The organism is Frigoribacterium sp. CFBP 13712 (assembly GCF_014842255.1).
Classification (GTDB): domain Bacteria; phylum Actinomycetota; class Actinomycetes; order Actinomycetales; family Microbacteriaceae; genus Frigoribacterium.
Genome location: NZ_JACYVH010000009.1, coordinates 58,420 through 79,088, shown reverse-complemented (window position 1 = coordinate 79,088; position 20,669 = coordinate 58,420). Strand labels below are relative to the sequence as shown.

Below are 20,669 nucleotides of genomic sequence, written 5' to 3'. Positions count from 1 at the left end.
GTGCCGCATGGCGAGTCAGGACTGGTTCGATAAAGACTTCTACGCCGTCCTCGGTGTCTCCAAAGACGTCACCCCCGCCGAGTTGAAGAAGGTGTACCGCAAGCTCGCTCGCAAGTACCACCCCGACTCCAACCCGGGCGACGCGGCCAGTGAGGCGAAGTTCAAAGAGGTCAGCGAGGCGCACTCGGTGCTCGCCGACCCCGAGCAGCGCAAAGAGTACGACCAGGTGCGCGCCATGGGCGGCGGTGCCCGCTTCTCGGCCGGCAGCGGCGGCCCCGGCGCCCGAGGCGGCGGCTTCGAGGACGTCTTCGGCGGCATGTTCGGGCAGGGCGGCGGCGGTCAGCGCACGCAGTACCGGCAGCCCGGCGGCGGTGGCGGCGGCTTCGACGACATCTTCAGCGGCATGTTCGGCGGCGGCGGTGGCGGCTTCGGTCAGACCAGCGGCGGCTACCGCGGGTTCGGCGGGCCGCAGAAGGGCCGCGACATGACGGCCACGACCACGCTCGACTTCCAGACCGCCATCGTGGGCGAGACCATCTCGCTGCAGGCCTCCAACGGCAAGCCGATGAAGGTCAAGATCCCGGCGGGCGTGCACGACGGCCAGAAGATCCGCCTCCGCGGTCGCGGCGAGCCCAGCCCCGACGGCGGCGAGGCCGGCGACCTCGTGCTGACGATCGCGGTGCGGAAGCACCCCGTCTTCGAGCTCGACGGCCAGAACCTCCGTGTCGACGTGCCCGTGACGTTCGCTGAGGCGGCGCTCGGCGCGACCATCGAGGTGCCGACCCTCGGCGGCGACCCGGTGCGTCTGCGCGTCGCGGCGGGCACTCCGAGCGGCCGCGTGCTGCGGGTCAAGGGGCGCGGTGTCGCGACCAAGAACGGCACCGGCGACCTGCTCGCCACGGTGCAGGTGGCCGTGCCCGCGCACCTGAACGACAAGGCCCGCGAGGCCGTCGAGGCGCTGGCCGCCGCGCTGCCGGCCGAGAACCCGCGCGACGACCTGATCGCCCGCGCCCGGGCCTGATCGGACGACGACGATGACCGAGCGCAGAGACCCGGCCGACCCGGCGACCGGCTGGGCGATGGACGAGTCGTCGCCGATCTTCGCCATCGCGACCGCGGCCGAGCTGGCCGGCATGCACGCTCAGACGCTGCGACAGTACGACCGGCTCGGTCTGGTCGTGCCGCAGCGGACCGCCGGCAAGTCGCGTCGCTACTCGATGCGCGACGTCGTGCAGCTGCGCGAGATCTCGCGCCTCGGCGGCGAGGGCGTCTCGCTCGAAGGGATCAAACGCATCCTCGAGCTCGAGAACCAGGTGACCGCCCTGAACTCGCGGGTGCGCGAGCTCGAGCGGGCACTCGCCGACGAGCTCGTCAACCGCCCCGGGAGCCGCGTCTTCGCCGCCGGCGAGAGCGGCGTGGTGCCGCTCAAGCACGGCACCCGCCCGGCACGCCAGACGTCGCTCGTCGTCTGGCGTCCGCTCCGCTGACGCGGGCTCACCGCCGTACCGGTACCGTGTCGGGGTGATCGACTTCGACCGGCTCCGCCGATGGCCCGACGTCGAGGCGCCCGAGCTGCTGGCCCACGACGCCACCGACCGGCTGCTGCTCGACACCGCCGAGGAGGCGCTGGTCGCCCATCCCGACCGGGTCACGGTGATCGGCGATCGCTACGGCGCCCTCGCCCTCGGCGCAGCCGCCCTGGTCGGCGCGCACCCGATCCGCTCGCACCAGGACGCCCGTTCGGGCGAACTGGCGCTCGCCGCCAACACCGAGAGGCTGGGGTCGTCGGCCGTGGTCGTCGGGCATGCGCTCGACGCCGCGCTGGTCGACGGCGCCCGGGTCGTGCTGCTGCAGCTGCCCCGGGGGCTCGACGCCCTCGACGAGATCGCGGCGCTCGTGGCCCGGCACGCCGACCCCGACGTCCAGGTCTTCGCCGGGGGGCGCGTCAAGCACATGACCACCGCGATGAACGACGTCCTCGCGCGTCGCTTCGCGTCGGTGACGGCCGGGCTCGGACGTCAGAAGTCGCGCGTCGTCACCGCGTCCGGGCCGGTCCGAGGAGGCGCACCCGACTGGCCGCGCACCTCCCGCCACGGTGATCTGGTCGTCGTCGCCCACGGGGCCGCGTTCGCCGGATCCACCGTCGACATCGGCACGCGGGCGCTGCTCGAGGCGCTCAGCGGGGTGGAGCCCGGGGCTGCGCTGGGGGCTAGGCCCGGGGCTTCGCCTGCGCACGAGACCCCGCTCGCGGTCGATCTCGGCTGCGGCACGGGTGTGCTCGCCACCTCGTGGGCGCTCGACCACCCCGCCTGGCGGGTGATCGCCACCGACCAGTCGTGGGCCGCCGTGTCGTCTGCCGAGGCGACGGCCGCCGCCAACGGGGTCGCCGACCGGGTGGAGGTGCGGCGCGACGACGCCGGGTCGTCGATCCCCGACGGGTCGGCCGATCTGGTGCTGCTCAATCCGCCGTTCCACGTCGGGGCGACGGTGCACGCCGGCATCGCGCACAAGCTGTTCGACGCCGCGGCTCGGATGCTCGCCCCCGGCGGCGAGCTCTGGTGCGTGTGGAACTCGCCACTCGCATACCGCGGTGCGCTCGAGCGCGCCGTGGGCCCCACGCGGCAGGTCGCCCGCACCGCCAAGTTCACGGTGACGGTCTCCGTCCGACGCTGAGGTCGGCTCGAGCCGGCCTAGAGGCTCAGCGACGCGTCGATGTAGGCCAGCAGGGCGGCGGCGTAGGCGTCCTCGGGGTCGGCGGCCCGGAAGACGCGCTCTCCGCCCGACGAGTCGACCCGGACCTCGTAGACGATCCGCTCGGCTGTCGGGTCCGCCTCGTCGACGTCCGTGGCCGTGGCCGTGTCGCCGGAGCCGTCGCCGTCGCCGTCGCCGTCGGCCGAGGAGGCGCGGGTCAACGAGCGGAACGACCGCGCCAGCAGGGCCCTCAGCTGGTCTTCCCGGGGCAGCCAGAGCGACTGGTCGGCGGCGACGGAGTCGAGCGCCCACTCGGTCGTCCCGTTGAAGCCGAGGACGGTGCCCGTCGGGTACTCGTGGGCCTCGATGGTCATCTCGCTGATGGTGAAGACGTCGCCGACGAACTCGCCTCGATCGATGACGAACCGGTCGCCGGTGGTCGGATGCCAGCGCAGCCCGGCGTCGTGGAGGCGGCGGGCCAGAGTCACATCGAGCATCGTCCCAGTCTGCGCTCGCCCGAGCCGATGCGGCCCGACGCGCCTCGGGCGCCGGCCGGCCCCGCGTCGCCCCGAGCGGGCGACGCGGAGCCGGCCGGATCGATCAGCCCCCGGCCGGCCCGAACCGGATCGGGTCGAGCGCGTCGTCGGCGTGGCCCGCGGCCTGCTGCGTGAAGACGAGCGTGTACACGTGCTCGGGGCCGAACCGGCGGGTGAACGACCAGTCGCCGTTCCGGTCGGCCGTGGGGGCCGCGAGCTGCACCCCGGAGGCCGTCGAGACGTCGATCGTCGCGAACGGCGTCGCGCGTCCGGCGAACCTCACGTCGACGTCCCTGTCGTAACCGTCGTCGACCACCGGGGAGTCGATGGTCATGCGCTGCCAGACGGGTGCGAGGAGGGTGAGGCGCGTCTCGTCGGCCTCGCCCGCTCTGTCCTGCTGCACGGTGAGGATGTAGTCGCTCCGCGGCCCGAGCTCGCGCTGGATGCTCCAGCGGCCGTCGAGATCGACCTCCGACGTGCCCATGGCCGCACCCCACTGGTTCGTCACCCGCACGGTGGCGCCTGGCGTGCCCGTGCCGCCGAGCGTGACGGGACCCGGGCGGTAGGTCTCGCCGTCGTCGTGGCTGGTCACGGCGACCGGCCGCAGGGCGATGTCGGGCGCCCAGACGAACCGCAGCGCGTCGCCCTGGTCGGTCGTCGCCGCCTGCTCGATCGTCAGCGTGTACGTCCGGACGGGGCCGTACGCCCGGGTGTTCGACCAGGTGCCGTCCGCGGCGACCGGCGCCTGGAAGAGCACCGAGCCGAGGTCGGTCGTCACCGTCACGGTCGAGTGCGGAGTCGCGACTCCGCGGAACTCGGTCCGCGCACCCGGCTCGTAGCGGTCGCCGACCTCCGGGCTGAGCAGCTGCAGTGCCCGCCAGGCCGGCGGGTTCAGCACGAGCTCGACGGTGTTCGTCTCCGATCCGCGGGTCTGGACGACGGTCAGCGCGTACGAGGCTCGAGGCCCCATGTCGCGACGGACCGACCAGCGCCCGTCGGTGCCGACGGTCGTGGTGCCCATCGAGACGCCCCACTGGTTGGTGATGGCGATCGTCGCCCGGGGAGTGCCCGCGCCGGCCAGCGTCACGGGACCCGGCACGTACTCGCCGCCGTCGACGTGGCTGGTCACGGTCGCCGGCACCCACCCGATGATGGGCGTCAGGCGCAGTCGGACCTGGTCGGGCTGCCCGTCGGGCGCCGTCTGCGAGATCCGCACGTCGTAGTCGGCCACCGGACCGAGTTCGGCCGGCGCGCTCCACTCGCCGGTGGTCTGCGACGCCCGCGTGGCGAAGAGGCGTCGATCCCACTGGTTGGTCGCCGTCACCCACGCCCCGGGGGTCGCGACGCCGCTGAAGGTCGTGAGGCCCGGCACGTAGCTGTCGTTCGCCGCGTGGCTGGTGACCTCAAGTGCTCGGAACGAGCCCAGGGAGAGCAGGGTGAACTCGGCCGACGACGAGGTGCGGCCGTCGACCAGGGTCTGCGTCGCGGTCAGCCGGTAGGCGGCCGTCGGCCCCCACGCGCGTTCGAACGACCAGGCGCCGTCGGCGTCCGCCACGGCGCGACCGGCCTCGTTCGTCCACTGGTTGCGGACCACGACGCGGGCGTACGGCGTCGCCGTCCCCGAGAGGGTGGTGGCTTCGCCGCTGCGGTACCAGCCGTCGGCCGGTCCGTCGACGACGACCGGCGAGAGCTCCTGTCGAGCGTCCGCGACGACCCGCACCCGGTCGGCCGACCGGACGTCTCCCCGCGCCCGCTGGGCGACCTCGATGGTGCCCTCGTCGTGCGACGGCGGCAGCTCCACCTCGACGGACCACGCGCCGTCCACGACTGCCGCGGTCTCCGAGCGGCCGTCGACCTCCACGGTGACCTCGGCCCCGGGCGCACCGGTGCCCGACACGGTCGTCACGCCGGGGACGACCTGGCCCGAGACGGGCGCGACCAGGTCGACCGCCGGTCCGAAGTCGACCTCGGCGCTCGTGCGTCCGGCGGGTGCGCCGTCGATGCTCTGCACGACGTCGAGCACGTGCCGACCCGGGCCGAGGTCGGGGTCGATCTCGAGCGCCCAGGCCTCGTCGACGACCTCGGTCGTCCCGAGAGGGGCGTCGTCGACGCTCACCTCGATGCGAGCCCCCTCGTGGCCTTCGCCGGACACCACCGCACGCTCGTCGAGCGCGTCGGGCAGCGTCACCTCGGCCGTCACCTCGCGGGGCGGCACCGTGATGGTGGTCGGCGTCGAGCCGACGGCGCGGAAGTCGCTGGGGGCACCCGTCCCCGAGAAGCCGAAGCCGAGCGAACCCGCCGCAGCGGACGCCGATGCCGGCGTGGCGATGTCGACCGTCCACCGGACCTCGCTCCCGGAGGGCAGCGCCTCGGCCGCATCACGCCAGTGCAGATCGTAGGAGGCGCGGCGACCGTCGGCCGCGGTCGTCCCGCCGACGAGATCCAGCCTGGTGTCGGGCGCCCACGTCCCGTCGGAGCCGCGACGTTCGGCGGACAGCGTCGTCTGGCCCGCCGAGAGGGTCGTGCCGCTCGGCGCGGTGATCTCGGCCACGCCCTCGAGGCGGGCGAAGTCGTCGATCGTCGTGACTCCGAGGAGCACGCCGGTGTCGGATCCGCGCTCGAGGTCGACGGTGGGGCCTGCCGCGGGGAGGATGCGGCCGCCGTCGACGACGTCGGCGTCGAGGGCGACCGCGTCGACGACCTCGCCGGCCACGACCTGCTCGATCCGGAGCTCGTTGTGCCCGATGGCGAGTCGCGTCGCGGTGATCCGGAAGGTCCCGTCCTCTCGGACGTCGGCCCGCACGGCACCGACCCGCACGGAGGCGAACGAGGTGGCCGTTCCCGTGATGACGGCCGTGCGGGCGATGTCGTTCACCTGGACCAGCTCGGCCTCGAGCGGGCGGCGATCGAACCGTCGGTCGGCGAGGGGCGCCGCCGGTGCCGTCAGCGCGGGTCGGAGGCCCGTGTTGGGCCACACCGACGGGTCGGCCGCCTGGACCGCGCCGAGTCCGACGTCGCCCGACGAGGGCCGCACCTGACCCTCGCGCGTCACCAGCCAGAGCCCGGCGGGGTCGTCGCAGGCGTCGGGCGCGGCGACGAGCGTGAGCGCGTCGGATCCGACCGGCAGGGACGTCAGGCACGCGTCGCCGGTGGGCAGGCTGACCGGAGCCGCCGCCGCGCCGGGCTCGGGCAGGGCCACGCGCGTGGCGGTGGTGAGCGCATCGGCCAGCTCCGCGTGCCGGGTGGCGCGGAACGAGTACCGGCCGTCGTCGTCGGGTTCGGGGCTCTCCCGGTAGGCCACGTAGCCGCCGTCGGCCGAGCGGAACGCCAGCGGGGTCGTGAACGGATTCGGGGTGACGGTCGACGCCACCGCCGGCGGCGTGAGGACCCCGCCAAGCAGGACGGCGGCGAGAGCGAGAGCGCCCGCCGCCTGAGGGAGTCGTTTCATGTGCTGGTCGTCTTTCTGGTCGTCGGAGGATCCCGGTCGAGGATCACGACTCTCATTAATGACACATGTCATCGGAATAAGCGACACGGACGACATGCCAGAGGGGCACCGCCGGCGGCGATGCCCCTCTGGGTGGTGCGCGTCGTGCCGCTCCGCGGACTCAGTCGGTCGGCGCGATCCGGTTCTCGTCGCCGTCGTCGACGACCTCGGGTTCGGCGCCGCCGTGCTCGACGACGTTGCCGTTCCCGCCGAACGCGACGTGTGCGACCTCCGCGACGACGACGGTGTTCCGGTCGCCCTCGAGGACGAGGCGCTCGACCTGGCCGAGGACGATGTCGCCGTCCACCCCGACGACGCTCACGGTCGAGCAGTCGCCGAGCTCGAAGCGTCCGTCGAGGTCGTCGGCGAGGATGGTGGCCACCCCGTCGACGCACTCTCCGTAGACGGTCTGGCTCGCCTCCGTCGTCGCGACGGCCGGCGTCGGTGACGACGGGCCCCCGTCCGGATCGTCGTCGCCGGTGGTGCATCCGGTCAGGAGCGCCGCCGCCCCGAGGGCCGCGAGGAGTCGCAGGGATCGCGTCGGTCGTCTGGTCATGGTGTTCCTCTCCTCGATCGTCTCGTCTGTCGTGGCGCGCCGGGTGGCCCGCATCAGGAGGCGCCCGCCTCGTCGGCCGGTGCGAACGTGAATCGCGGGTACCCGCCGGTCTCTCCAGCGCGCGTCTCCTGCGTGAGGTCGATCACATAGACGTGCGTGGGGCCGAAGCGCCGGGTGTGGGCCCACCGACCGTCGCGGTCCGCCGTGGTCTCGAAGAGCGGATTGCCGAGGGACGTCGTCGCGCGGATGGTGGCGAACGGCGTCGCCCGCCCCGTCACCGTGTAGTCGCGACCCTCGATGTATCCCTCGCCGGGGCTCGGGGCGGTCAGCTCGATGTCGCTGAACCGGGGAGAGCGGAGTTCGAACCCCGCGATCTCGTCCTGTCGTCCGTCCTTCGTCATGACCAGGCGCAGCACGTAGTCCGCGGTCGGTCCGAGAGTCCGGTGCATCGACCAGGTCCCGTCGCCGCCGACCTCGGGGCGGCCCATCAGGGTCCCCCACTGGTTCGTGATCTCGACCACGGCACCGGGGGCTCCCGTCCCGCGCAGCTCGATCTCGCCGGGCCGGTAGGTCTCGCCGGAGACGTGACTGGTCACGGCGAGCGGTGCCCACGGGAGGTCCGGAGCCCAGACGAAGGTGTCGAGGGAGTCGGTGCGGCCGTTCCGCGCCACCTGGGCGATGTCGATCCGGTACACGTTGTCCGGGCCGTAGACCCGAGTGCTCCGCCAGACGCCGTCGGCTCCCGTCTCGACCGAGAAGAGCGTCCCGCCGAGCGCGGTGGTGGCCGTGATGGTCGAGAAGGGGGTGGCCCGGCCGGTGAACTCGGTCGGTTCGCCCGGCGTGTAGCGGTCGCCGATCGACGGGCTGGTCATCGTGATCGGCTGCCAGACGGGGGCGAGCAGGCGCAGTCGCACCGAGTCCTCCTCGTCACGGAACCGCTGGGTGAACGTCAGGTCGTAATCGGCGTCCGGTCCGAGATCGCGTCGGAACGACCAGCTGCCGTCCGTGGCGATCGTGGTCTCGCCGACGACGACGCCGAACTGGTTCGTCGCGACGACGCGTCCGGTCGGCGTGCCCGTGCCGGTGAACAGCACGGGGCCCGGCCGGTACGTCTCCCCGTCGACATGGCTGGTCACCGCCAGGTCGCGGAACGGCAGGTCGGGCGAGAGGGTCAGCCTGGTCTGCCCCGTCGTGCCGTCCGGGGCCTTCTGGGTGACGGTGATCTCGTACGTCGCGACGGGTCCGAGTCCGGTCGAGGCCGTCCAGACGCCGGCCACCTGCGAGGCGCGGGTCGAGAACAGCAGGCGATCGTACTGATTGCGCGCCTCGATGTAGGCGCCCTGCGTCGCCCGGCCGGTGAAGGTCACGCTGCCGGGCACGTAGGTGCCGCCGTCTTCGTGGCTGGTCACGACGACGGGCACGAACGAGCCGTCGGCGTACAGCTCGAAGACGGGGGAGGACGACGTCCTGCCGTCGACCAGCGTCTGCGTGGCCGTCAGCTCGTACCGGGCCGAGGGCCCGAACGCCCGGTCGAAGGCCCATCGACCGTCGACGTCGGCCTCGACCGTGGCGATGGTGAAGCCCCATTGGACGCGGATGTCGACGGTCGCGTACGGCGTGGCCGTCCCCTCGACGGTGGTGCCCTCGAGCGGCGTGTAGAAGTGCGACGACGGCTCGGTGACGACCACCTCGCGGAGCTCCTGCGGGGAGTCCGGCACGACCTGCGCCGTGTCGGTGGTGACGATGTCACCGCGGGCGTGCTGCGATGCGGTCACGGCGACGGCGGTGTGGCCGGGGCGGATCTCGACCCGCGCCTCCCAGGCTCCGTCCGCTGTGACGGTCGTGTCGACCGTGGTGCCCGCCGCGGTGACGGTGATCTCGGCTCGGGGTGCGCCCGTGCCCCGCACGGTCGTCCGGCCGGGGACGATCTTGCCGTTCGCCGGTTCGACGACGTCGACGGCGGCGCCGAGGTCGAGCGCGGCCTCGACGCTGCCGAACGGGCGTCCGTCGACCGACTGCGAGGCCGTGAGGGTGTGGCGGCCGGGTCCGACCGAGACGGGGACGTCGAGCGACCAGCGACCGTCGACGACGCGCGCCTCACCGAGCACGGCGTCGCCCTCACGGACGGTCACCGTGCCTCCGTCGTCGCCGACGCCGCCGATGGTGGCGGGTCGTGTGACGTCGTCGAGCAGGGTGATCTCGGCGGTCAGGGTGGGCACGGCCTCGTCGACCGCGACCTGGAATGCCCCTTCGGCCAGCGTGGCACCGCCGGCGCCGCGGACGGCGACCTCGCCGCCCGTCAGCACGGCACCGGGCTCGGAGTCGGCGTCGAGGGCCAGACGGAACGCGGCGTACTGGTGCGCGGAGCCCCAGACCGCGGAGCCGTCGGTCGGCCCGTCGATCGTGACCGTGCGTCGATCGTTCGAGTAGGCGACGCGGTGGTCGTCGCGGGCCGTGTCGTCGGAGGTGCGCCGGGCCTCGGCGTCGGCGAAGCGGGTGCTCTCGGGGGCGGTCAGCGTCATCGCCCCCTGCACCTCGGTCGCCTGGACGTCGCTGCGTCCCCAGTCCGTGGTGCCGCCGGGCGTGCTGGCCCCGACGCGGGTGTCGATGTCCGCCGAGCCCACGACGGTGGTCGCGGTGCTGCCGGCGGCCCGGTAGTCGCCGGCCGAGCTGTCGCCGCGGTACACGTAGCTCATGCTCGACTCGAGGGGAGCCGAGGAGGCGGGGGTCGTCACGGACAGCCCGTAGCGGTAGTACTGACCCGCGGCCAGAGTCCCCGAGCCGCTGGCCAGATCGAAGGTCATCGTCCGGCCGCCGTCTCCGACCCGGCCGTTCGTGAGGTCGAGACGGGGGAGCGGGGTCCAGGCCGAGCCCTCGCCCGCGGTGTTGACCCCTGCGGTGACGCGTGTCTGCCCCGGTGTGAAGGTCGACCCCTCGGGGGCCGTCAGCTCGACGACGCCCGTCATGTTCGCTCGGGCTGCTCGGTTCGAGACGATGAAGGGCACCTCGGTCTCGCCGCCCCGCGCCAGCTCGACCGAAGAGACCGGCGCCGGCACGACTCGCCCGCCGTCGACGATGTCGATGCGTGCCGTCTGGGTGTCCCGATCGACGCCTCCGACTCGCTGGATCACATCGATGTTGTTGGCCCCTACCGCGAGATCACGGACATCGAGCGACCAGATGCCGGTCGTCGGGTCCGCGGTCGTCGTCCGACCCTGAGCTCGGACCTGGGCGTTCTTCGTCGCCGTACCCGACAGGACGGCTGTGCGGGCGATGTCGTTCACGCGGTCGACGCGCACGACGAGCGGGTCGGCCTCGAATCGGCTGCCTCCGAGCGGATAGCCTCCGGCGGAGAGGAGAGGGCGCAGACCGGTGAACGGCCAGTATCCCGTCTGAGCTGGCTGGGTCGGCCCCATGCCCGTGGAGCCGAAGAACGAGATGACGCGGCCATCCCGCGTGACGGACCAGGTGTAGCCGTACCCGCCGCAGTAGGCCTTCGATGCGACGAGGGTGCGACCCGGCCCCGCCCCATCGAGGGTGGTCAGGCATTCACCGCCGGCGAGTTTGACGATGGCGTCGCCGGCGCCGGGGTCCGGCAGAGAGACCGAGACGGCCGACCCAGCGGCTTGAGAGTAGGTCGCGTGGGTCGTCGCGCGGAAGCTCCGCATTTCGATGTCGCCGACAGGTGGCCCGGGGGAGTAGGCGATGTAACCGCCCGTGGGATTCTGGAAGACCAATGGTGAACTGAACGAGGTGGGCGCAGGCGCTGCTGACGCGGGGAGGGTCATGCCCCCGGCGAGGAGTGCTGCGACGACCCCGCCGGTCAGCAGTCTCCGGATGGTTCTTCTCATGTGATCGCTTTCGTGAGGCGCCGTCGGACGCGGCGCAGCAGATGACATGCTTACTTAAAACATCTGTAATTCCAAACAGAGGACCGCTTGTGTTTCGAGCGCCCGCGCGTAAACTTGAGTCCGTCCCACTCAAGTTTCGAGAAAGGCTGTTCCATGGCGAACATGCAGGGTGCCCCGGCCTCCGACCAGAAGCAGAAGTCGGCTCTCGAGAAGTACGGCGTCGATCTCACCGCGATCGCCCGCAGCGGCAAGCTCGACCCCGTCATCGGTCGCGATTCCGAGATCCGCCGCATCAGCCAGGTCCTGACCCGCCGTACCAAGAACAACCCCGTGCTGATCGGCGAGCCCGGTGTCGGCAAGACCGCCGTCGTCGAGGGTCTCGCCCAGCGCATCGTCGCCGGCGACGTCGCCGACAGTCTCAAAGACAAACGGCTCATCAGCCTCGACCTGGCCGCACTCGTGGCCGGCGCCAAGTACCGGGGCGAGTTCGAGGAGCGCCTGAAGGACGTCCTCAAGGAGATCACCAAGAGCGACGGCCAGGTGATCACGTTCATCGACGAGCTGCACACGCTGATGGGCGCCGGCGGCGGTGAGGGCTCCGTCGCCGCCTCGAACATGCTCAAGCCGATGCTCGCCCGGGGCGAGCTCCGTCTGATCGGCGCCACCACCCTCGACGAGTACCGCCAGTACATCGAGAAGGACGCCGCGCTCGAGCGCCGGTTCCAGCAGGTCTACGTCGGCGAGCCGAGCGTGGAGGACACCGTGGCCATCCTGCGTGGCCTCAAAGAGCGCTACGAGGCGCATCACGGTGTCACGATCACCGACGGCGCCCTCGTGGCGGCCGCCTCCCTGTCGAACCGCTACATCCCCAGTCGCCAGCTGCCCGACAAGGCCATCGACCTCGTCGACGAGGCGGGCTCGCGACTCAAGATGGAGATCGACTCGTCGCCGGTCGAGCTCGACCAGCTCTACCGGGGCCTGGTGCGCCTCCAGATCGAAGAGCTAGCCCTCAAGAAGGAGACCGACGACGCGGCGAAGGCCCGACTCGCCGCCCTGCGGGAGCAGATCGAGCAGCAGCAGGCCGCCTACGACGATCTGAACGCGCGCTGGCAGGCCGAGAAGGCGGCCCTGCAGGGCATCGGCACCCTCCGCAGCGACCTCAACGAGGCGCGCATCGACGCCGACCGCGCGCTCCGCGAGGGGCGCTACGAGGACGCCGCCCGCATCAGCTACGAACGCATCCCCGACATCGAGAAGAGACTGCACGACGCCGAGTCGTTCGAGAAGTCCGGCGACCGCCTGGTCAGCGACTCGGTCACCGACTCCGACATCGCCGAGGTCGTCGCGGCCTGGACGGGCATCCCGGTGGGGCGCCTCCTCAGCGGCGAGACCGAGAAGCTGCTGCACCTCGAGAGCGAGCTCGGGAGGCGCATCATCGGTCAACGCGCGGCCGTCTCGGCGGTCAGCGAGGCCGTCCGGCGCACCCGCGCGGGCATCAGCGACCCCGACCGCCCCACGGGCTCGTTCCTGTTCCTCGGGCCGACCGGCGTCGGCAAGACCGAGCTCGCCAAGGCGCTCGCCGACTTCCTCTTCGACGACGAGAAGGCCCTCGTCCGCATCGACATGAGCGAGTACGGCGAGAAGCACAGCGTGTCCCGTCTCGTGGGCGCGCCTCCCGGGTACGTCGGGTACGAGGCCGGCGGTCAGCTGACCGAGGCTGTCCGCCGCCGTCCGTACAGCATCGTGCTGATGGACGAGGTCGAGAAGGCGCACCCCGAGGTCTTCGACGTGCTGCTGCAGGTGCTCGACGACGGCCGGCTGACCGACGGCCAGGGGCGCACGGTCGACTTCCGGAACACGATCCTCGTGCTGACCTCGAACCTCGGGTCGCAGGTCATCACCGATCCGACCCTGAGCGACCCCGAGAAGGAGGAGCTCGTGCAGGGGCTCGTCCGGCAGGCCTTCAAGCCCGAGTTCGTGAACCGTCTCGACGACATCGTGGTGTTCTCGACGCTCACCGCCGACGACCTCGGGCAGATCGTGTCGCTCTACGTCGACCGTCTCGGCCGCCGCCTGACCGATCGTCGCCTGTCGCTGGCGGTCACCCCCGACGCCCGCGCCTGGCTCGCGGAGCGCGGGCACGACCCGATCTACGGTGCACGACCGCTGCGCCGGCTGATGCAGCGGCAGATCGACGACAAGCTCGCGATGGCGCTGCTCGGCGGCGACGTCGTCGACGGCGACACCGTCCGCGTCGAGGTCGCTCCGGGAGGCGACTCGCTCACGGTCGCCCGCTTCGACGTGGTCGAACCCGAGGCCGAGGTGCTCGACGACCTGCCCTAGACCCGACTGGCCGCAGACCCGACCCGACCTGGCCCGACCTGTTCTAGTCGGCTCGGGCCGCGGCCACGAAGGCGCGGATCAGCCCGACGTCCTTCACCCCGCGAGACGACTCGACACCCGAGCTGACGTCGACCCCTGCGGGTCGCAGCTCGTCGATGCGGGCGGCGACGGTCTCGGGGGAGAGACCGCCGGCCAGGATCCAGTCGCGATGCGGCGGAGCGGCCAGCAGGGGGGCGCCGTCGAAGGCGGCGCCGGCTCCGGGGGCGACCGCGTCGATGAGCAGTGCGTCTTCACGGAACCCGCGCCGCGCCTCCTCGGACTCGTCGGCGTACGCGTCGACGCTCACGGCCCGGATGACCCGGAACCCCGCGGCCTGCACCGTGGCCACGTCGCCCGGCGACTCGTCTCCGTGCAGCTGCACGGTCGCGACCCCCGCGGCGCGTGCCAGGTCGACGACCTCCGCGACGGCCTGACCGCGGAACACGCCCACCGTCTCGACCGACGACGGCACCCGGCCGACCAGCAGTCGCGCGGCGGACGGCTGCAGGGTGCGCGGACTGCCCGCGGCCAGCACGAACCCCACCGCGTCGGCGCCCGCCTCGACGGAGGCGTCGACGGCTTCGTCGGTCGTGAGTCCGCAGATCTTCACCCAGGTGCGCATGACGGACAGTCTGCCCCGAGGTCGACCGCGAGGGTCACACCGGGAGGCGCGGTGCCGGGCTCGAAGAGGGCCGACCGTCGGACGCGCCCTGGTCGTAGTACCCCGAGCCGTAGCCGTCGCTCGCCTTCTTGGAGCGGGTCATGGTGACGACGACGCCGAGGCAGCGGACGTCGGCGATGTCGAAGGCCCGGAGGGCGGCGGCGAGCTCGGCGCGCTTCGACCTCTTGGCGGCGGCGACCATCAGCACGCCGTTCGTGATGGCGCCCAGCAGGGTCGCATCGGCGACCGGCAGCACCGGGGGCGCGTCGATCAGCACGTAGTCGAAGCGCGAGGTCAGCGACTCGACCAGCAGCTGCATCTGCGCCGATCCGAGCAGCTCGCTGGGGTTCGGCGGCACGCTGCCGGCCGGCAGGACGCTGAGCGCGTGAGCGCCCCACGGCTGCAGCACGTCGTCGAGCTCGAAGCGGCCGATCAGGACGTCGGTGAGGCCGACGGCCCCCTCGAGCCCCATGATGTCGGCCACGCGCGGGCGTCGGAGGTCGCCGTCGACGAGCGCCACCCGGGCTCCCGTCTCGGCCAGGACGACGGCGAGGTTGGTCACCGTCGTGGACTTGCCCTCCGACTGCTGGGCCGAGCTGACGACGAACGCTCGCTTCGATGCGCCGTTGTCGAGGAAGCGGAGGTTCGCGCGCAGCGTGCGGAAGGCCTCGGCGGCCCGACCGCGGTTGGCGTGCTGCACGATCAGGGGGCGCTCCGCGGTGTCGCGGACGAACGGGACCGAGCCGACGACCGGCGGGGCGAACGACGCCTCGACGTCGGCCGCCCCGTGGATGCGAGTGTCGAGCACCATGCGAGCGGCGGCCGCCACGAGGCCGAGGAGGAGGCCGACGAGTGCGCCGATCACCGCGTTGGTCCGCAGCGACGGCGACGACCGGGTGGAGGGGATCTCGGCCGGCTCGGTGACCAGCAGGGTGACGGACGATGCGTCGGAGCCGGCGGGGCGCTCGATCTCGTTCTCGACGACGTCCCGGAAGCGCTCGCTGACGGCGTCCGCGATGTCGCGGGCCCGGGTCGGATCGGGGTCCGTCGCGGTGATGTCGATGAGCACGCTGCGCGAGGGTGATGAGGCCGACACCTGCGTCGCGAGGGACTGGCGGGTCACGCCGAGGTGTTCGGCGACGGGCTCGAGCACCGTCGACTTCGTCACGAGGTCGAGATACGACCGGACGCGCTGCTCGGCGGCGTTGCCGCCCTGGAGGAGATCGTTCGCACTCTGCGTGACGGTGAGGTCCACCGAGACGTAGACCTGCGTGGTCGACGTGTACAGCGGCGGCTGGATCGAGGCGAGGCCGACACCCCCGAAGGCGCCGAGCACGAGTGACGCGATCAGGAGGAGCCAGTTCTTCTTGGCCACGTCGCCGACGGTGGATGAGGTCACGGTTCTCCCTGGGCTGAGTATTGATATGTAGCATCCTATACACATTTGAGGATCGATCACAAGGGAGTGATGGGCCCTCAGATTGCTGTTGCCCATATCAACATGATATTCTACTATGTCACTCATGTCCTCTCCTGGAAGTCTCGGCCTCTCACGTGCGATCGCCGCCCTCGCGGTCGCCATCGTCCTGGTGTGGTCGCTCCTCTCCGGGGTCCCGACCGGGGTGGGTGCCGAGATGCGCGTGTTCGGCCTCACCGTGGTCGTGGCGGTCGTCTGCACCGGTCTGCTCGTCCGATCTGCCCCCCTCGGGCTCTGGAGCGGAGGGCCGATGTTCTTCGTCGTGCTCGTCCTCTTCCATGTGCCGCTCGTGGCGTTCTCCCTCGCCGGGGCCGACATCCCGGGCGACGACGTCGACTACTTCTCGCTGTGGTTCACCCCGAACGGCCAGGTCCTCCGGGCCGTCTGGCTCGTGGCCCAGGCTCTGCTCGCCTTCACGCTCGGCTACGTCCTGCTCGGACGACGACGACGGCGGCCGACCGGCTCCGGTCCCGCCGTGCAGGCGCTCGACGACGAGGCGGGGCGGGCGCGCGCGCAGACGGAGGCGGCCATGACCCTCACCGGCACGGTCATCGTCGTCGTCACGGTCGCCTACGTCCTCGGCACGATCGCCCTCGTCGAGCCCGGGCTGCTGCTCGGGCAGGGGGGCAAGCGGCTGTACGACGCGACCGTCGCGGCCAACCCGTCGCTCACCGCCGGCATCACCTTCACGCTCTCGGGCATGTCGCTCGTCGTCGCGGGCCGCAGGTCGTCCGTCCGGACGGTCGGGCTGGTGTTCTTCGGCGTCTTCGCCGCGAGCACCCTGGTGATGGGGTCGCGGTCGTCGGCGCTCTACGCCCTCGTCGGCCTCGTGGTCGTCCTCGCGCGCCTCCGTCCCATGCCGCGTCAGGTGATCGCGGTGCTGGTGGTCGTGACGGGACTCGTCGTCGTCAGCAGCGTCGAACGCATCCGCGACGACGGTCTCGCCGACACGAGCGTCGGCGAGATGCTCGGCTCCCCGCTCGCGGCGACCGTCGAGATGGGCGCGACCCTGAGACCAGTCGTCGAGACCGTGTCGTGGGTCGATCAGGGTGAGGCCCATCGTCACGGCATGACCTTCGCGGTCGGCACCATCCGCTTCGTCGAGCTGCTCGCCGGGGTCGACCGTGAGTACTCGGCGGTCGATCCGCGCCTCGTGGGCACGCTGCTGCGCGACAGGGTCGAGCACTACGCGATCGGCTACTCGATCGTGGCCGAGTCGTTCCTGAACTTCGGCACCACAGGTTCGGCCCTCCTGTTCGTCGCTTTCGGCATGACCTTCGGTCGATGGGACCGCCGAGGCCTCGGTCGTCCCGTCGACGCGGCGGTCTACGGCGTCGTCTTCTCCGCGCTGCTCGCCACGGTGCGGTCGACCTCCACGACGACCGTCACCACGATCCTGCTCGGTCTCGCGGCCGTGGTCTTCTCCATCTGGCTCGGTTCGATCCGCCATCGATCCGCCGAGCGGGCGGTCCAGCAGGCGGCGGACCGTGCGGCGAGGCTCCCGGCCACGGCCTCGGCCACGGCCACGGCCACGGAGCCCGTGCCTGCGGTGGCGGCGCCGTGACCGCCCGACCCTCGCGCGCCTCCTGGTCGGGCCCGGCGGTGGCCGCCGCCTCCGGGCTGGCGGGCAAGGGCGTCCAGTTCGTCGCGCTGACCACCCTGGCGCTCGTCGTCTCGCCGACGGAGTTCGGGCTGTTCTCGCTCGTGCAGGCGACGGTCTTCGGCGTCGCCTCGCTGAGCAGCTCCGCCTTCGCCGTGTCGGCGGCGGCTTCGGCGGCCCGTCGTCGCACCGCGACGGAGGGTGCAGGAGGCGCGGCGAGGGAATCCCCTCTCGTCGCCTTCGCCGAGGCCGTCCGCGGTCGCAAGCGCTGGTTCGGCGTCGTGGCGCTCGCCGACGGCGCCGTCGTCTCGGTCGGTCTCTCGGTCGTCTACGGGCATCCCGAGCTCGCGCTCGCCGCGTTCGCGGTGGGTCTCGCCGCCGGCGGCATCACGGTGACCGAGACCTTCGTCGGCGTGCTGGCGGGGTCGGGGCGCACCGTGTCGACCGCGGTCGTCGACGGGTCCCGGGGTCTCGTCTCGGGTCTTCTGGCCGTCGCCGGCGGGCTGTGGGCGGGGGCCCTCGGCGCGGCCGTCGGTCTCGTGCTGCTCGACGCCGTCGTCGCTCTCTGGGTCCTGGCGGCCATCGCCCGGTGTTCCCGTCGGCCGGGTGTCGAGGCGCTCCTCGGGTCGCGACCGGCGTCGTCCGCAGGGGTGACCGCAGGAGTGACCGCGGCGTCGACCGGCGATCGAGGCGTGACGCTGACCGGGCTCGCCGCGGCCTCGGCGGGTCAGATCGGGCCGTGGGTCGTGCTGTGGGCGCTGCAGATGGTCGGGGGACTCGAGGCCGTGGCGACCTTCGCCGTCGCCAACCGCTTCGCCGCGCTGGTGCTGCTCGTGCCCGTCTATCTGGGCAAGAACATGGTCGGGCGTCTGGTGATCGACCCGCGGTCGGGTCGATCGCCCCTCCGTGCCGACCGGTTCGTCGCGATCGTCGGCGCGGTCTGCCTCGCCTGCGCGCTGATCGCCGGGGTCGTGCAGTGGGGCGCCGCCGGGCTGCTGACCGACCGGTACCCGGGCGTCGTCGTGGCGGGCGTCGTCCTGCTGGCCGCCGCCGTCGTCCGCGGCGTGGCGACGGCCCTCTCGATGGTCTGCGCCGCTCGGGGGCACCTGCGCGTCTGGCTGGTGAGCGACCTCGTGGCGACGGCCGCGTCGGTCGCCGTCTGCCTCGTGGCCGTGTCTGCCCCCGGGGTGGGCGACCCGCAGCTGTGGCTGATGGCCTCGGTGCTCATCGGCGCGGTCGTCTGCGCCCTCGTCAGGGCGGCGCGACTCGTCCGACGTCCGAGATCGGACCGAGGGCCCGTCACGCATCTCTGAATATCTGTCAGCAATGTGATATTCTACAAAGCGGCCCACGAAGACAGACGAAGGGGAGGCCGTGACGGTTCTCATCACCGGCGGCGCCGGGTTCATCGGCAGCACCATCGCCTCGGCCTGCGCCGACCGAGGGCACGACGTGATCGTGCTCGACGATCTGTCGACGGGTGTCGCGGCCTTCGCCGAACGCCACCGCTTCTACCGGGGCGACATCGCCGACGCGGCCCTGATCGATCGGATCGCCCGCGAGAACCCCGACATCGACGTCGTCGTGCACTGCGCCGCCAAGATCGTCGTGCCCGACTCGGTCGCCGATCCGCTCGGTTACTTCGACTGCAACGTCGCCCGCACCGTCTCCCTCCTGACGAGCCTCACGCGCAACGGCCTCGATCGCGTCGTCTTCAGCTCGTCGGCGGCGATCTACGAGACGCCGATCGACGGCGTCGTGCACGAGGGGTCGCCGCTGGCGCCGCTCAGTCCGTACGCCGACACCAAGGCCGTCGTCGAGCGCGTGCTCGAGGCCGGCGCGACGGCCGGCGGCCTCCGGGCCGTCGCCCTCCGCTACTTCAACCCCATCGGGGCCGATCCGGCGCTCCGCACCGGTCTTCAGCTGCCGACGCCGAGTCATGCGCTCGGCAGACTGGTCTCCGCCTGGCAGGCGGGGTCGCCCTTCACCGTCACCGGCCTCGACTGGCCGACCCGAGACGGTTCGGGGGTGCGCGACTACGTGCACGTCTGGGATCTCGCCGAGGCTCACGCCCTCGTCGTCGACCGGTTCGACGAGGTCGTCGACGCGTCCAGGCCGTTCCGGGCCCTCAATCTCGGCACCGGTCGGGGCACGACCGTCCTCGAGCTGGTCGAGGCCTTCGCGCGCGTCGTCGGCGACGCCCCCCGGGTCGAGGTCGCGGGGCGGCGGGTCGGCGACACGGCCGGTGCCTTCGCCGACGTCTCGGCCGCCCTCGACCTGCTCGGCTGGGAGGCGCGCCTGACCGTCGACGACGGCATCGCCGACGCCCTGCGCTGGGCCGACGCCGCGCGGGCATCCGGCCTCCACGACACCACCGCGGTCGCATCCGTCTGACCGTCCCGCCCCCTTCGACAGGAGTCATCATCATGCGCGTCCTCCTCGACGCCGCCATCTTCGGCGCACCCCCCGAGTTCCGTGCTCGCAACCTGCAGGAGTCGGGCGAGTCGCTCCTCCTCGACGGTCTCATCGCGGCCGGCATCGACGTCACCCCCGTCGCCCCCGGCCTGCACACCAGCTGGCGTGGTTACGACCTCGTGCACCTGAACCACCTGACCCGGTCGTGCGTGCGTCTGCTCGCCCCGACCCGGTCGAAGGTCGTCTTCACGCGGCACAAGACCGAGGCCCCCGCCTCGCGGCTGCAGCAGCGGGTGCTCGCCGGCGCGTATCGGCACAGCGACGCCCTGGTGGTGATGAGCGAGACCGAGCGCGCTCTCGTGCTCGACATCGTCGACGGGGTCGACCCCGCGCGGATGCATGTCATCGCGAACGGCGTCGAGCCCTCGCACTTCCCGTCGCGCCTCCGTCGGCGACCGGCCGGAGGCGAGCCCTGGCGGTTCGTCTCGGTCGGGCAGCTGATCGAGCTCAAGCGGGTCGACCTCACGGTGCGGCTGATCGCCGACCTGCGCCGCGAAGGGGTCCCCGCCGTGCTCGACATCGTGTCGCAGCGCGAGACCCTCCGGCCCGAGCTCGAGCGGCTCGCGGCCGAGCTCGGGGTGGCCGACGCCGTGACCTTCGTCGGCCCGCAGTCCCGCGCCGAGCTCGGGCGGCGCCTGCTCGACGCGCACTTCCTGGTCGTGGCGTCACGGACGGAGGCGCAGCCCACGGTCGTCACCGAGAGCGGCTTCTCGGGGCTGCCGGTGATCTCGTTCCGGGTCGGCGGTGTCGTCGAGCAGCTGCCGGCCGCCCACCCCGTGCTCGAGGTCGCCGATGTCGGCAGTCTGCTGCCGCTCACGCTCGACCTGATGCGCGACTACGAGGACGTCGCGGCGGGCTTCGCCGACAACGCGGCCCCGATGCGCGAGCGCTTCTCGATCGAGCGGATGGTCGCGGCGCACATCGAGCTCTACCGCGGCCTGGCCGGCTGACGC

At 72.2% G+C, this 20,669-nt stretch carries 14 protein-coding genes; 8 read left to right on the top strand and 6 right to left on the bottom strand.

Annotated elements, in window-relative coordinates; translation table 11 throughout:
• Nucleotides 1-7: 7 nt before the first annotated feature.
• From IFT51_RS13395 to IFT51_RS13385, 3 genes are read left to right on the top strand one after another with little or no spacing between them, the layout of a single operon-like run.
• Nucleotides 8-1,021 carry a DnaJ C-terminal domain-containing protein gene (locus tag IFT51_RS13395; protein WP_192061592.1) on the top strand — a complete coding sequence of 338 codons (1,014 nt, stop codon included), beginning with the start codon at nucleotides 8-10 and terminating at the stop codon, nucleotides 1,019-1,021.
• 58 nt (nucleotides 1,022-1,079) lie between these two features.
• Nucleotides 1,080-1,487 (top strand): heat shock protein transcriptional repressor HspR, encoded by a 408-nt coding sequence (locus tag IFT51_RS13390; protein ID WP_192061599.1) that lies wholly within the window; start codon nucleotides 1,080-1,082, stop codon nucleotides 1,485-1,487.
• Between the two features lie 34 nt (nucleotides 1,488-1,521).
• Nucleotides 1,522-2,673 carry a methyltransferase gene (locus IFT51_RS13385; protein ID WP_192061591.1) on the top strand — a complete coding sequence of 384 codons (1,152 nt, stop codon included), beginning with the start codon at nucleotides 1,522-1,524 and terminating at the stop codon, nucleotides 2,671-2,673.
• 17 nt (nucleotides 2,674-2,690) lie between these two features.
• On the opposite strand, the gene IFT51_RS13380 is transcribed toward IFT51_RS13385, so the two are convergent.
• From IFT51_RS13380 to IFT51_RS13365, 4 genes are all read right to left on the bottom strand, one after another.
• Nucleotides 2,691-3,188, bottom strand: coding sequence for a pilus assembly protein CpaE (locus IFT51_RS13380; protein ID WP_192061590.1), 498 nt, complete (start codon nucleotides 3,186-3,188; stop codon nucleotides 2,691-2,693).
• A 103-nt stretch (nucleotides 3,189-3,291) separates the two neighbouring features.
• Complete coding sequence (locus IFT51_RS13375) at nucleotides 3,292-6,675, bottom strand: Ig-like domain-containing protein (protein ID WP_192061589.1); 3,384 nt, start codon at nucleotides 6,673-6,675, stop codon at nucleotides 3,292-3,294.
• A 160-nt stretch (nucleotides 6,676-6,835) separates the two neighbouring features.
• Nucleotides 6,836-7,270: a DUF3060 domain-containing protein gene (locus IFT51_RS13370; RefSeq protein ID WP_192061588.1), complete on the bottom strand. Its 435-nt coding sequence runs from the start codon at nucleotides 7,268-7,270 to the stop codon at nucleotides 6,836-6,838.
• A gap of 53 nt (nucleotides 7,271-7,323) precedes the next feature.
• Nucleotides 7,324-11,121 (bottom strand): hypothetical protein, encoded by a 3,798-nt coding sequence (locus IFT51_RS13365; RefSeq protein ID WP_192061587.1) that lies wholly within the window; start codon nucleotides 11,119-11,121, stop codon nucleotides 7,324-7,326.
• Nucleotides 11,122-11,274: 153 nt separating this feature from the next.
• On the opposite strand from IFT51_RS13365, the gene IFT51_RS13360 reads away from it, so the two are divergent.
• The gene (locus IFT51_RS13360; protein WP_192061586.1) at nucleotides 11,275-13,464 is read left to right on the top strand and encodes an ATP-dependent Clp protease ATP-binding subunit; all 2,190 of its coding nucleotides are present in this window, start codon (nucleotides 11,275-11,277) and stop codon (nucleotides 13,462-13,464) included.
• A gap of 43 nt (nucleotides 13,465-13,507) precedes the next feature.
• Here IFT51_RS13360 and IFT51_RS13355 read toward each other — a convergent pair whose 3' ends face one another.
• Both IFT51_RS13355 and IFT51_RS13350 read right to left on the bottom strand, forming a co-directional pair.
• Nucleotides 13,508-14,125 (bottom strand): phosphoribosylanthranilate isomerase, encoded by a 618-nt coding sequence (locus IFT51_RS13355; protein WP_192061585.1) that lies wholly within the window; start codon nucleotides 14,123-14,125, stop codon nucleotides 13,508-13,510.
• Between the two features lie 34 nt (nucleotides 14,126-14,159).
• The gene (locus tag IFT51_RS13350; RefSeq protein ID WP_192061584.1) at nucleotides 14,160-15,563 is read right to left on the bottom strand and encodes a polysaccharide biosynthesis tyrosine autokinase; all 1,404 of its coding nucleotides are present in this window, start codon (nucleotides 15,561-15,563) and stop codon (nucleotides 14,160-14,162) included.
• Nucleotides 15,564-15,687: 124 nt separating this feature from the next.
• Here IFT51_RS13350 and IFT51_RS13345 point away from each other — a divergent pair, with 124 nt between their 5' ends.
• The 4 genes from IFT51_RS13345 to IFT51_RS13330 all read left to right on the top strand — a co-directional run bounded on the left by IFT51_RS13345 (nucleotide 15,688) and on the right by IFT51_RS13330 (nucleotide 20,666).
• Nucleotides 15,688-17,205: an O-antigen polymerase gene (locus tag IFT51_RS13345; RefSeq protein ID WP_192061583.1), complete on the top strand. Its 1,518-nt coding sequence runs from the start codon at nucleotides 15,688-15,690 to the stop codon at nucleotides 17,203-17,205.
• The gene (locus IFT51_RS13340; protein ID WP_192061582.1) at nucleotides 17,202-18,554 is read left to right on the top strand and encodes a hypothetical protein; all 1,353 of its coding nucleotides are present in this window, start codon (nucleotides 17,202-17,204) and stop codon (nucleotides 18,552-18,554) included. Before IFT51_RS13345 ends, IFT51_RS13340 begins: the two co-directional genes overlap by 4 nt.
• Nucleotides 18,555-18,615: 61 nt before the next feature.
• Nucleotides 18,616-19,635, top strand: coding sequence for a UDP-glucose 4-epimerase GalE (gene galE / locus IFT51_RS13335; protein ID WP_192061581.1), 1,020 nt, complete (start codon nucleotides 18,616-18,618; stop codon nucleotides 19,633-19,635).
• A 32-nt stretch (nucleotides 19,636-19,667) separates the two neighbouring features.
• Nucleotides 19,668-20,666, top strand: coding sequence for a glycosyltransferase family 4 protein (locus IFT51_RS13330; protein ID WP_192061580.1), 999 nt, complete (start codon nucleotides 19,668-19,670; stop codon nucleotides 20,664-20,666).
• Nucleotides 20,667-20,669: the final 3 nt, after the last annotated feature.

Bases quoted from the DNA above. Each gene is read 5' to 3' on its own strand.
- IFT51_RS13395 (WP_192061592.1), top strand. From the start codon at position 8: ATGGCGAGTCAGGACTGGTTCGATAAAGACTTCTACGCCGTCCTCGGT.
- IFT51_RS13390 (WP_192061599.1), top strand. From the start codon at position 1,080: ATGGACGAGTCGTCGCCGATCTTCGCCATCGCGACCGCGGCCGAGCTG.
- IFT51_RS13380 (WP_192061590.1), bottom strand. From the start codon at position 3,188: ATGCTCGATGTGACTCTGGCCCGCCGCCTCCACGACGCCGGGCTGCGC.
- IFT51_RS13375 (WP_192061589.1), bottom strand. From the start codon at position 6,675: ATGAAACGACTCCCTCAGGCGGCGGGCGCTCTCGCTCTCGCCGCCGTC.
- IFT51_RS13370 (WP_192061588.1), bottom strand. From the start codon at position 7,270: ATGACCAGACGACCGACGCGATCCCTGCGACTCCTCGCGGCCCTCGGG.
- IFT51_RS13365 (WP_192061587.1), bottom strand. From the start codon at position 11,121: ATGAGAAGAACCATCCGGAGACTGCTGACCGGCGGGGTCGTCGCAGCA.
- IFT51_RS13360 (WP_192061586.1), top strand. From the start codon at position 11,275: ATGGCGAACATGCAGGGTGCCCCGGCCTCCGACCAGAAGCAGAAGTCG.
- IFT51_RS13355 (WP_192061585.1), bottom strand. From the start codon at position 14,125: ATGCGCACCTGGGTGAAGATCTGCGGACTCACGACCGACGAAGCCGTC.
- IFT51_RS13345 (WP_192061583.1), top strand. From the start codon at position 15,688: ATGTCCTCTCCTGGAAGTCTCGGCCTCTCACGTGCGATCGCCGCCCTC.
- IFT51_RS13330 (WP_192061580.1), top strand. From the start codon at position 19,668: ATGCGCGTCCTCCTCGACGCCGCCATCTTCGGCGCACCCCCCGAGTTC.